Origin of the sequence: Streptococcus pseudopneumoniae (assembly GCF_001072315.1) — a bacterium.
Taxonomy (GTDB): Bacteria; Bacillota; Bacilli; order Lactobacillales; family Streptococcaceae; genus Streptococcus; species Streptococcus pseudopneumoniae_R.
The window spans coordinates 1-12,220 of record NZ_JVLI01000101.1; the positions used below are offsets into that span (position 1 = coordinate 1).

General features: G+C 36.4%; 8 protein-coding genes. 5 read left to right on the forward strand and 3 right to left on the reverse strand.

Annotated features, from left to right (window positions below; all coding sequences use genetic code 11):
- Positions 1-928 precede the first annotated feature (928 nt).
- A complete protein-coding gene (locus ADH54_RS05255; protein WP_049524303.1) occupies positions 929-2,152 on the reverse strand; it encodes an ROK family transcriptional regulator in 1,224 nt (407 codons plus the stop codon).
- A 167-nt stretch (positions 2,153-2,319) separates the two neighbouring features.
- Between ADH54_RS05255 and ADH54_RS05260 the strand changes: the two genes are divergently transcribed.
- The 5 genes from ADH54_RS05260 to ADH54_RS05280 all read left to right on the forward strand — a co-directional run bounded on the left by ADH54_RS05260 (position 2,320) and on the right by ADH54_RS05280 (position 9,212).
- Positions 2,320-3,642, forward strand: coding sequence for a PTS sugar transporter subunit IIC (locus ADH54_RS05260; RefSeq protein ID WP_049524304.1), 1,323 nt, complete (start codon positions 2,320-2,322; stop codon positions 3,640-3,642).
- A gap of 1 nt (position 3,643) precedes the next feature.
- A complete protein-coding gene (locus ADH54_RS05265; RefSeq protein ID WP_049524305.1) occupies positions 3,644-5,530 on the forward strand; it encodes a DUF4838 domain-containing protein in 1,887 nt (628 codons plus the stop codon).
- Between the two features lie 167 nt (positions 5,531-5,697).
- Positions 5,698-6,042, forward strand: a complete 345-nt coding sequence (locus ADH54_RS05270; protein WP_000836780.1) for a PTS lactose/cellobiose transporter subunit IIA — start codon at positions 5,698-5,700, stop codon at positions 6,040-6,042.
- A gap of 9 nt (positions 6,043-6,051) precedes the next feature.
- The gene (lacG, locus tag ADH54_RS05275; protein ID WP_049524306.1) at positions 6,052-7,464 is read left to right on the forward strand and encodes a 6-phospho-beta-galactosidase; all 1,413 of its coding nucleotides are present in this window, start codon (positions 6,052-6,054) and stop codon (positions 7,462-7,464) included.
- Positions 7,465-7,532: 68 nt separating this feature from the next.
- Positions 7,533-9,212 (forward strand): PTS lactose transporter subunit IIBC, encoded by a 1,680-nt coding sequence (locus ADH54_RS05280; protein ID WP_049524307.1) that lies wholly within the window; start codon positions 7,533-7,535, stop codon positions 9,210-9,212.
- Between the two features lie 124 nt (positions 9,213-9,336).
- Here the strand turns inward: ADH54_RS05280 and ADH54_RS05285 are convergent, their stop codons facing one another.
- The gene (locus tag ADH54_RS05285; RefSeq protein ID WP_049524308.1) at positions 9,337-10,776 is read right to left on the reverse strand and encodes a TrkH family potassium uptake protein; all 1,440 of its coding nucleotides are present in this window, start codon (positions 10,774-10,776) and stop codon (positions 9,337-9,339) included.
- A gap of 3 nt (positions 10,777-10,779) precedes the next feature.
- The gene (gene trkA / locus ADH54_RS05290) at positions 10,780-12,129 is read right to left on the reverse strand and encodes a Trk system potassium transporter TrkA (RefSeq protein WP_049524309.1); all 1,350 of its coding nucleotides are present in this window, start codon (positions 12,127-12,129) and stop codon (positions 10,780-10,782) included.
- Positions 12,130-12,220 lie beyond the last annotated feature (91 nt).

Here is a 12,220-nt window from a genome sequence, read left to right on the forward strand (position 1 = left end):
CTTCGTCAGTTTCATCTACAACCTCAAAACGATGTTTTGAGCTGACTTCGTCAGTTTCATCTATAACCTCAAAACGATGTTTTGAGCTGACTTCGTCAGTCTCATCTACAACCTCGAAACGGTGTTTTGAGCAACCTGAGGCTAGTTTCCTAGTTTGCTCTTTGATTTTCATTGAGTATTAACTTTCCTTTTCATGTAGGCACTCCAGCAATTAGAATGATATTTTTCAGAAGATGAGCTCATCTATAGTGAAATGAAATAAAAATGTACAAATTGATTAGGGAATTTAAACTAGCTTATAACAATGTTTTAGAAACCACAGTCTACTATATCAATTTCAATATACTATATTGTGACTTTTTAGAGTTATAATGCTTCTTGATTTGACTACCAATATCAATTTCATCGACTTTTACAGTTTCATCATTTTGTGAACCGAAACATCTAGGTACAGGTTTTATCATCAATTGATTGTTTTTGAGTCATATGAAGTTGAAACGTGGAGATGCTTTTCTTGTGAGAACGTCCTATTCAAAGAGACATAACCGTTTTTGAGAGAGACTTTAGTACTATGTGGTGCTACATAATATGCGCTAAACAATAGATGTAAAAATAGTATGGTGTAGATATGCTAAACAACATTTAATAAAGGAGAATTGTAAGCACAAAAAGCGGAAATTTTTATAAAATTTATTATATGAGTATGTATCTTGAATAAAAATCGTTGTTTAAGTTCTGGGGGTTATGATGAATGTTTTTACAATAAGGAAATGCAGCTAGAAGAAAAGTTATTTTAATATAAATCACTCAACATAGCGAGAAGGTGGTTTCCTATATGGAAGTCGTCTTGTTTTCATATTGTTTAAATACGAGATATTTACTACAGATTATAGTTGATTTAAACAGGTCTATAGATTTCTAATATATATTAAGGTGAAATAATATCTTGTAATACATTGCTATGCTCTATGAAAAAAGCGACGATAGCTAATGCACAAGCTCCTATACTTCCACGATGTTTGTTGTAAGGTAAAATTTCAATTTCTATATTACGAGTAAAGGGAACGAAGTGGAGCTGATCTTGGATTTTATCCCTGACTTCATGAGTGAAAGGTTGATAATTAAGCAATTGACTGTTGATATAGATTTTATCAGCAGGATTGATGAGGAGAAGATTTGCAATAGAAGTGGCCAATAAATTGACTCCTTTATCAATTTGTTGGCGTAAAGCAGAGTCGCCTAAGTTGTAAGCTGTTAAAAGGGTATCTAAATGAATGTCTTTTTCAGTCTTTACAAGGCTTTTTAGTACAGTTAGTTGAGAATTTTTAAATAATAATTGAGCATGTTTGATTAACCAAGCATTCGAAATATATGTTTGTAAACAACCTTTCTTTCCGCATTCACAATATTGCCCATTCAATTCGACAATGGTGTGTCCAATTTCTCCTATATAAGGATTTTTAGAGGCTCCTATTTTTTCTTTTGTGAAAAAGGAAGTGTAAATACCTAATCCAGCGTGTAGGAAAATAAAGTTATCGGGGGTATTGTGTGGATTAAAAAGGTATTGTCCTATAGCCATACAATCGATATTATTTTTTACAATAAAAGGAAAATTGAAATTTTTAATTACATTTAATAAATTAAACGATTCCCATATGGGGTTGTTTGTAATGATGCTTCCGGAGTCTTTGTTATAATGTCCAGGTATCGATAAGCCAAATCCAAGTAATTTTGTCTCCAAAGGGACGTACTCTATAGCTGTTTTTATCATATTGGTAATGGTGGAATTGATTTCTGAAATAGGATAATCTTCATTCAAAATTTCTGTCTCGAAAAGAGTTTTCCCTTGTAAGTCACATAGACTGAGAAAGATACCTAAGACGTTTATTTCAATACCTCCAACAACAGATGGGATATTATCTGTAATAGAAATAGTTTTTCTACGTCTTCCAGATCCGGAAAACTCGCTAAATTCATCACCGGTTTCGTATATGAGAGCCTGTTCACTTAGTTCTTTTATGATGTTAGTCGTTGTTGCTGGAGTAAGTCCTGTTTCATTAACAATATCTGTACGGGATGTTGCTGGATTTCGATATAGAAACTCCAGTATAGTGGCTCTATTTTGTAAAAAGGCTGATTGTTTTGTAATCATTTGTTTCCTCCTTTGGTTTATTTTATATTAAACATAAGAAAAAATCAATTAAAATTATTATTCTATACAAAGAAAAAAATATTGTAAAAACAGCAAAAAATATATTGACAACGCTTTCTGTTAGTGGTATATTTAATTTATAAAAAATAAAAAAATGAGTTCCGGTGATGAACAATATTTTAGCGTTTTTAGAAACAAAAGTCGCTCCGTTTGGTGAAAAAGTTGGCAACCAACGGCATTTGAAAGCTATTCGTGAAGGATTTATGATGGCAATGCCTTTGATTTTAGTCGGCTCTTTATTTCTTATTCTAATCAGTTGGCCTCAAGAGGCTTTTACAAGTTGGCTGAATAGTGTTGGATTGCTAAGTATCTTGACAACTATGAATCAGTCAACAGTAGCGATTATCTCCTTGGTCGCTTGTTTCGGTATTGCCTACAGGTTGTCGGAAGGATATGGTACAGATGGTCCGTCGGCAGGGATCATAGCCTTATCCAGTTTTGTATTGATGGCACCTCGTTTTTCAAGTATGGTTTATGATAAAAATGGGGAGCAGGTCAAGCAGTTATTTGGCGGCGCAATACCATTTTCTAGCCTGAATGCATCTTCTTTGTTTATGGCGATTACCATTGGATTGGTTACAGCAGAGATTTATCGTATGTTTATCCAGCGCGGAATTACGATAAAAATGCCAAGTGGTGTTCCAGATGTGGTCAGTAAATCATTTTCAGCTCTTTTACCTGGTTTTACTACTTTTGTTTTGTGGGCTTTGGTCTTAAAAGGTCTGGAAGCGGCAGGAGTTGCAGGAGGTCTCAACGGACTCCTAGGTGCAATCGTTGGAACACCGCTTAAGTTAATTGCAGGAACACTTCCAGGTATGATTTTATGTGTTATTGTAAACTCATTCTTTTGGTTCTGTGGAGTTAACGGGGGACAAGTTTTAAATGCTTTTGTAGATCCAGTTTGGTTACAATTTACTACAGAAAACCAAGAAGCTGTGGCTGCAGGACAAACCCTACAACACATTATTACATTACCGTTTAAAGATTTATTTGTATTTATTGGTGGCGGTGGAGCGACTATTGGTCTTGCGATTTGTCTCTTCCTATTTAGTAAGAGTCGTGCGAATAAAACATTAGGTAAGCTAGCTATTATACCGTCTATCTTTAATATCAATACAGCTATTCTATTTACGTTTCCAACGGTTTTAAATCCTATTATGCTGATTCCGTTTATTGCTACTCCTACAATCAATGCCTTAATTACCTATGTATCAATGGCTGTAGGATTAGTACCTTATACAACAGGTGTAATCCTTCCGTGGACAATGCCACCGATCATAGGAGGATTCCTTGCGACAGGGGCTAGTTGGCAAGGAGCTGTATTACAAGTTGTTTTAATTTTGGTTTCTGTGGCAATTTATTATCCATTCTTCAAAATTGCAGATAAACGCAATCTTGAAAAAGAAAAAGCTACTGTTGGAGGGGAATAAGATGGTTATCAGAGTATTTGATCAGCAGAAAAATGCTAATTCTAGCTTTGCCTTAGAGGAATTAAGTTACTATATGAATCGGGTCTTTAAGACTGACATAGAACTTGTCGAGGAGAAGGAAGCGGATATTTTTGTAGGATTAGTCAATAAAGAGGATAGAAAAGACCATGTTCTTATCTCATTAGACAAGGGGAAGGGGAGAATTGAGTCCAATACAATTGTAGGTTTACTTATTGGAATTTACCGAATGTTTCATGAATTTGGTGTTGTGTATACTAGACCAGGGCGCGGACATGACTTTATTCCAGAGTTAAGATTTGAAGATTTTTTAGATAAAGAGCTATCTATAGATGAAACAGCCAGTTACTATCATAGGGGAGTATGTATAGAGGGAGCAGATTCATTTGAAAATATACTAGATTTCATTGATTGGCTACCTAAGATTGGGATGAACAGTTTTTTCATCCAGTTTGAAAATCCTTACTCTTTTTTGAAACGTTGGTATGAACATGAATTTAATCCATATCTAAATAAAGAAAAATTCTCAAATGAATTAGTGCAAGAATTGAGTGATAGGTTGGATAAAGAATTGCAAAAAAGAGGTCTTATTCATCATCGTGTTGGTCATGGATGGACAGGTGAGGTTTTAGGTTATTCTTCAAAATTTGGCTGGGAATCAGGTCTTAGTATTTCAGAGGAGAAGAAACCCTATGTCGCTGAAATAAACGGGAAACGAGAATTGTTTAATACGGCTCCGATTTTAACCAGCCTGGATTTTTCAAATCCAGATGTAGCTGATAAGATGGTAGAAATTATCAAGGATTATGCCAAGAAAAGACCTGATGTTAACTACTTACATGTATGGTTGTCGGATGCTCGTAATAATATTTGTGAATGCGAAAACTGTAGACAAGAATTGGTTTCGGATCAGTATATTCGTATTCTCAATCAATTGGATAGGGCTTTAACGAGTGAGGGATTAGATACAAAGATTTGTTTTCTGCTTTACCATGAGTTGTTATGGGCTCCTCAGAAAGAAAAATTAGATAATCCTGAACGCTTTACCATGATGTTTGCACCGATTACAAGAACATTTGAAATGAGTTATGCAGATGTAGATTTTGACAATTCCATACCTACGCCTAAACCTTATATGCGTAATAAAATTATACTTCCGAATTCTCTTGAAGGAAATTTATCTTATCTTTTTGAGTGGCAAAAAACATTTAAAGGAGATAGTTTCGTATATGACTATCCTTTAGGGCGTGCTCATTATGGCGATTTAGGCTATATGAAAATTAGTCAAACTATTTACAGAGATGTATCTTATCTTTCAAACCTACATTTGAACGGGTACATTTCATGTCAAGAATTACGTGCCGGATTCCCTCATAATTTTCCTAATTATGTCATGGGGCAAATGCTCTGGAAGAAGACAAGAAGTTATGAGGAATTGATTGAAGAATACTTTTCTGCTTTGTATGGGGAAAATTGGCAGTCTGTTGTTGAATATTTAGAAAAATTATCCATTTATTCCTCTTGTGACTATTTTAATGCAATTGGCAGCCGTCAAAATGATGTTTTAGCGAATCATTATTATATAGCTTACAATCTAGCTGATAATTTTTTACCAATTATTGAGGAAAATATTTCTAAGTCATTAAATAGTCAAAAGGATGAATGGAAACAGCTCAGTTATCATCGTGAATATGTTGTTAAGATGGCGAAGGCTTTATATCTTCAAGCAACCGGAAAAACAAGGCAAGCTCAAGATGAATGGAGAAATGTGTTGAATTATATCCGTGGGCACGAACTGCTATTCCAATCTAATTTGGATGTTTATCGTGTAATTGAAGTAGCAAAAAACTACGCTGGTTTCCGCCTATAAATCATAAGTATAGGAAATAAACTAGGGTATTCAGACAAGATTAACCCTAAATATTATGAAATTTCAGGATTTTTAAGATATTTAGGGTTGTCTTTCTATTTGTATCGTAGCGAAGTCATTTTAATAATGTTGTGTAAAATATGGATCAAGATTGAGGAGGGAGAAGGATGAAATCAAAAGAAGAAATAAATATGCTTGGTTTTACAATTGTTGCTTACGCAGGAGATGCAAGGTCAGATTTGATGGATGCTTTAGCATTTGCGAGAGATGGATATTTTGAACAGGCAAGAGAATTAGTTGAGTCTGCAAACGATTCGATAGTGTCTGCCCATCGAGAACAGACTAATTTATTAGCGGAGGAGGCATCTGGAGATAATTTTGAAGTGAGTTTTATTATGATTCATGGTCAAGATACTTTGATGACAACGATGCTGTTGTATGATCAGGTAAAGTTTTTTATTGATGAATATGAACGAATTCGAAAGATTGAAGAACATATTGGTTTGCAATGAGGATTAGTCATGGAAAATTTACAGGTTAATGCCCTACCAAAAGAGTTTTTATTAGGAGCAGCCACCGCTGCTTACCAAGTAGAGGGTGCAACTAGGGTAGATGGCAAAGGAATAAATATGTGGGATGTTTATTTGCAAGAAAATAGTCCGTTCTTACCAGATCCAGCTAGTGATTTTTATCATCGTTACGAAGAAGATATAGCCTTGGCGGCAGAACATGGTTTACAGGCTTTGCGCTTATCTATTTCTTGGGTTCGCATATTTCCTGATATAGATGGGGAGCCTAATATATTGGCTGTTCAGTATTACCATAGAGTATTTCAGTCCTGCTTAAAACATAATGTGATTCCGTTTGTTTCTTTACATCATTTTGATTCGCCTCAGAAAATGTTAGAAACAGGAGATTGGTTGAATAGAGAGAATATTGATCGTTTCATACGATATGCTCGCTTTTGTTTCCAAGAATTTACAGAAGTCAAACATTGGTTTACAATCAATGAACTGATGTCTCTTGCTGCAGGTCAATATATAGGAGGTCAGTTTCCTCCAAATCACCATTTTCAATTATCTGAAGCAATTCAAGCGAATCATAATATGTTGTTGGCGCATGCTCGTGCAGTACTCGAATTTCATCAATTAGGGATTGAGGGAAAAGTGGGTTGTATTCATGCTCTAAAGCCAGGCTATCCTATTGATGGGCAAAAAGAAAATATTTTAGCAGCTAAACGGTATGATATTTATAATAATAAATTTCTATTAGATGGAACTTTTTTAGGGTACTACAGTGATGACACGCTTTTTCACTTAAATCAAATATTGGAAGCTAATCATTCTAGCTTTATTATTGAAGATGGTGATTTAGAAATTATGAAAAGAGCTGCACCTCTTAATACGATGTTTGGGATGAATTATTATCGTTCAGAATTTATTCGTAAATACGAAGGTGAAAATAGACAAGAATTTAATTCAACAGGAATAAAAGGACAGTCCTCTTTTAAATTAAATGCTCTAGGTGAATTTGTAAAAAAGCCTGGTATTCCGACAACAGATTGGGATTGGAATATTTATCCTCAAGGCTTATTTGATATGTTGCTTCGTATCAAAGAAGAATATCCTCAACATCCGGTCATTTATTTAACTGAAAATGGTACAGCCCTTAAAGAGGTTAAGCCAGAGGGCGAGAATGATATTATTGATGACAGTAAGAGAATCCGTTATATTGAGCAACATTTACACAAGGTTTTAGAGGCTCGAGGTAGGGGAGTCAATATTCAAGGCTATTTTATATGGTCTTTGCAAGATCAATTTTCTTGGGTGAATGGCTACAATAAGCGATATGGTCTTTTCTTTGTTGATTATGAAACACAGAAGAGATATATTAAGAAAAGTGCTCTTTGGGTAAAAGGGCTAAAACGGAATTAAGGTTAGCGATTTGACTGATGTTTAATATGTTTTAAATATGAGGTTGAATTTTTTATAGGAGGAGTTTTATGGATAAGCTAGTCGCTGCCATTGAAAAGCAACAAGGGAAATTTGAAAAAATTTCTACTAATAATTATATGATGGCTATTAAAGATGGATTCATTGCTACTATGCCTTTAATTATGTTTTCAAGCTTTTTGATGATTATTATTATGATTCCTAAAAATTTCGGAGTAGAGTTACCGAGTCCAGCTATTGCCTGGATGAGGAAAGTGTATATGCTAACCATGGGAGTTTTGGGTGTTATTGTTTCAGGGACAGTTGCAAAGTCATTGGCTGGAAATGTTAATAGAAAAATGCCTCACGGAAAGGTAATAAATGATACTTCTGCAATGTTGGCAACCATATGTAGTTATCTGGTATTAACTGTAACGCTTGTAGTTGATGAGAAGACGGGATCTACAAGTTTGTCGACAAACTATTTAGGATCTCAAGGATTGATAACTTCGTTTGTCAGTGCCTTTATTACTGTAAATGTTTACCGATTCTGTATTAAGCGAGACATTACTATTCATTTACCTAAGGAAGTTCCAGGGGCTATATCACAAGCTTTTAGAGATATTTTTCCTTTTTCTTTTGTTTTACTTATTAGTGGTTTGTTAGATATTGTATCTCGGTTTAGTTTAGATGTTCCTTTTGCCCAAGTATTTCAACAACTATTGACCCCTATTTTTAAGGGGGCAGAATCATATCCCGCTATGATGTTGATTTGGTTTATGTGTGCTTTGCTTTGGTTTGTTGGGATTCATGGTCCATCTATTGTTTTGCCTGCTGTTACAGCTTTACAACTTAGCAATATGGAAGAGAATGCTCAACTTCTTGCAAATGGGCAGTTTCCTTATCATTCTTTAACGCCTAATTTCGGAAATTATATCGCTGCTATCGGAGGAACGGGGGCTACCTTTGTTGTACCATTTATTTTGATTTTCTTTATGCGGTCTAAACAATTAAAATCGGTAGGTAAAGCTACAATTACTCCTGTTTTATTTGCGGTAAATGAACCTCTTCTATTTGGTATGCCTGTTATTTTGAATCCCTATCTTTTTGTTCCTTTTTTGATGACTCCACCAGTGAATGTATTTCTAGGAAAGGTCTTTATTGATTTCTTTGGAATGAATGGATTTTATATCCAGTTACCTTGGGCCTTTCCTGGTCCCTTGGGATTGTTAATTGGAACGAATTTTCAACCTATCTCCTTTGTATTTTTATCTTTGATTTTAGTTGTCGACATATTGATTTATTTGCCATTCTGTAGAGCGTATGATAGACAGTTACTGATGAAAGAAGATGTTGCAAACTCAAATGATATTATTTTAGAGGAGGATACAAGTGAAATAATGCCTGGTGAGTTAGATGAAATAAAAAGTAAGGAGTTGAAAGTACTGGTTCTTTGTGCAGGGTCTGGAACAAGCGCGCAATTAGCCAATGCAATTAACGAGGGGGCTCAATTAACAGAGGTTAGAGTGATTGCGAATTCAGGAGCGTACGGAGCTCATTATGATATTATGGGTGTTTATGATTTGATCATTCTGGCTCCACAAGTTCGGAGTTATTATAGAGAGATGAAGGTGGATGCAGAAAGATTAGGTATTCAGATAGTTGCTACCAGAGGAATGGAATATATTCATTTAACAAAGAATCCAAGTAAAGCCTTACAATTTGTATTGGAGCATTACCAAGCTGTGTAGTAAGTTTTTTAATCTTTTATTTGAGTAAGGACTTTGCTTACAGACAGGCTTGGATTTAAAAACGTTCCCCCTTTTTAATATAAAAATCCCTCTTTCACAATTGTAAAAAGAGGGATTTTGTATTTTATCTCTTAGACCAAGTTCTCTTCATAAAGAGAAGTAGGATTGGGTAAATCTCCAATCGACCTGCAATCATTGCAAAGGAGAGGAGAATTTTTGAGATAGGACTAAAGATTGCGAAGCTAGAAGTGGTTCCTAGAATAGGCCCGATGTTATTGAAACAGCTAAAGACAGCGCTGGTAACGACCAGGAAATCATTGCTATCTAGGCTGACAATAAAGATAAGTACTAGTAAAATCATAGAATAGATGACAAAGTACTTGAGAATCTTATGCTGGGTATCTTTGTCAATCACCGTTTTATTAACATGGAGGGTCAAAACACGGTGGGGCGATAGGATTGACAAAATTTGATTTTTGGCAATTTTTGAAAGGATGAGGCCTCGAATAATCTTGAGTCCACCTGCAGTTGATCCAGCAGAACCACCGATTACCATGAGGAAGAGGAGGATAAACTGGGAGAAGAGGGGCCAGTTGGTAATATCTCCATATCCAAAACCAGTTGTTGTAATGATGTTGGAAACCTGGAAGAAGGCCATTTCAAAGCTCTTTGAAAACCCTGGGTAGAGGTAGAGGGTATTGAGGCTAATCAAGCCTGTAGAAACCAGAACAATGACCAAGTAAGCTCGAAGTTCTTCATCTCCAAAGAAGGCCTTGACGCGACGGAGCATGAGGTAGTAGTAAAGGTTGAAATTTACCCCAAAAACCAGAACGCCGATACTAACCAGATAGGTAATCAGTGAGCTACCATAGTGGGCAATTCCATCGTTATAGACTGTAAAACCTCCTGTACCTGCTGTTCCCATGGCAATGACAAAACTATCAAATAGGGGCATGCCAGCTAGATAATAGATGATGACAAAGAGGGAGAAGAGAGCTAGATAAAGGAGATAGAGAATCTGGGCAGTGTTTTTTAGTTTGGATACAACTTTACCAAAAACAGGACCAGGAACCTCAGCCTTCATTACCTCTAGGTGGCTATTCTTGGTATTATCCATAATAGCCAGTGCGAAAACGAGCACTCCCATCCCTCCAATCAAGTGGGTAAAACTTCGCCAGAAGAGGAGGGAACGGCTGAGAACCGAAATGTCGTTCAAGATACTTGCTCCAGTAGTTGTAAAGCCAGAACTGATTTCAAAAAAGGCATCTATAACGCTAGGGATTTGTCCAGAAAAGACAAAGGGGAGACCACCAAAGAAAGACCAAAGGATCCAACAGAGGGCCACAATCAAGACTCCCTCCTTGGCATAAATCCGTTGATTTTTTGGCTTTTGTAAAATTCCTGAACCGCCTAGTAATACGAGAATCCCAATCGTTGTAAAGAGGGCTGTAAAGACTTGGCTCGATTCACGGTAATAGACAGCGATAGCCACAGGAACCAAAAGGAGAACAGCTTCAATCAAAAGTAACTTTGAAAGGAGGTAACGAATCATACTTTTATTCATTTCTTACCTCGCAATTAAGTCATAAATCTTGGTGATGTTTGGTAATAAAGTTATTACTAGGAGCTTATCTCCAATTTCCAGCATATCCTCTCCAGTAGGGAAAATAGTCTTTCCTTTTCGAATGATGGCTGCAATAAGAACCCCTTTTTTTAGTTTCAGTTGAGAAAGAGGTTTGGCAGTCATTTTATTGGCTTCCTTGATATGGAATTGGAGGGTTTCGATTTGACCATTTGCTAGATGGTGCATGGCTTGAAGGTCTGAATACTGGGCATTAACACGACCACGAATAAAGTGCATGATTGTATCAACAGCAATACTTTTAGGTGTGATGATACTTGAAAAATCAGGTGCATTGATAATCTCGAGGAGATTGGTACGATTGACCTTAGTGATATTTTTCTGTACACCTACGCTGTCAAGGAACATAGAGGTAATTAGATTTTCCTCATCGACCCCTGTTAGGGTTGCAACGGCATCATAGTTTTGAGCACTTTCTTCTAGCAGAATATCTTTTGCGGTACCATCTCCTTGAACGATGTAGAGATTAGGGAATTTCTCACTAAAGAAACGTGCCCTTTCAGAGTTAATCTCGATGACTTTGGTATCGATACGACTGTCTTTGAGAATACCTAGTAGATAATAGGCAATTCTACCTGCTCCAACGATGAGAAGGCTCTTCACAGCACGAGATTTGAAATAATTATGGAAGAGCATCATATCAACACGGTTACCAGTGACAAAGATTCTATCTTTATCATGTATGGTCATATCACCACTTGGGATGATAATTTGATGATCCCTCTCTATGGCGCAGACAATGACGTTGCCAAATTTTTTCCGAAAATCAGAAATGGGCATTTGGCAAAGACCGCTAGTGGATTTGACGACAAATTCCATGAGGCTAACGCGTCCACCAGCAAAGCGTTCGACAGATAGAGCGTTGGGAAAGTCAATGATGTTGGCGATAGCGCGGGCAGCCAAGAGCTCAGGGTTAACGATAAGAGAAAAGCCGAGAATATTCTTTTCTTTGAAATAAGAGTTAGAGTATTCAGGATTTCGAACTCGAACGATGGTTTCTTTAGCCCCCATTTTCTTAGCTAGAACTGCCGCAATCATGTTCACTTCATCGTACTCAGTCAGGGCGATAAAGATATCACAATCTTGGACACTGGCTTGCTCAAGGATGGTAAAATCAGCCCCGTTACCAAGGATACCCATGATATCAAAGCGACTGACAATATGATTGAGAACAGCTTCGTCTTGCTCAATCAGCAAAACATCGTGCTTTTCTGCAACCAAGGAGCGACAGAGGGCAGAACCAACTTTTCCCCCTCCGACAAGGATAATTTTCATAATAAAACCTACTTCTTCATTATGTAACTATCATACCTTTTTTCAAGAAAAAATGCACCTACTAGCTAATCATCAGAGTTTTTAGTAGGAA

What these genes read in the sequence shown, in the direction of transcription:
- ADH54_RS05285 (WP_049524308.1), bottom strand. Translation starts at nt 10,776, where the DNA reads ATGAATAAAAGTATGATTCGTTACCTCCTTTCAAAGTTACTTTTGATT.
- ADH54_RS05260 (WP_049524304.1), top strand. Translation starts at nt 2,320, where the DNA reads ATGAACAATATTTTAGCGTTTTTAGAAACAAAAGTCGCTCCGTTTGGT.
- ADH54_RS05265 (WP_049524305.1), top strand. Translation starts at nt 3,644, where the DNA reads ATGGTTATCAGAGTATTTGATCAGCAGAAAAATGCTAATTCTAGCTTT.
- ADH54_RS05255 (WP_049524303.1), bottom strand. Translation starts at nt 2,152, where the DNA reads ATGATTACAAAACAATCAGCCTTTTTACAAAATAGAGCCACTATACTG.
- ADH54_RS05270 (WP_000836780.1), top strand. Translation starts at nt 5,698, where the DNA reads ATGAAATCAAAAGAAGAAATAAATATGCTTGGTTTTACAATTGTTGCT.
- trkA (WP_049524309.1), bottom strand. Translation starts at nt 12,129, where the DNA reads ATGAAAATTATCCTTGTCGGAGGGGGAAAAGTTGGTTCTGCCCTCTGT.
- ADH54_RS05280 (WP_049524307.1), top strand. Translation starts at nt 7,533, where the DNA reads ATGGATAAGCTAGTCGCTGCCATTGAAAAGCAACAAGGGAAATTTGAA.
- lacG (WP_049524306.1), top strand. Translation starts at nt 6,052, where the DNA reads ATGGAAAATTTACAGGTTAATGCCCTACCAAAAGAGTTTTTATTAGGA.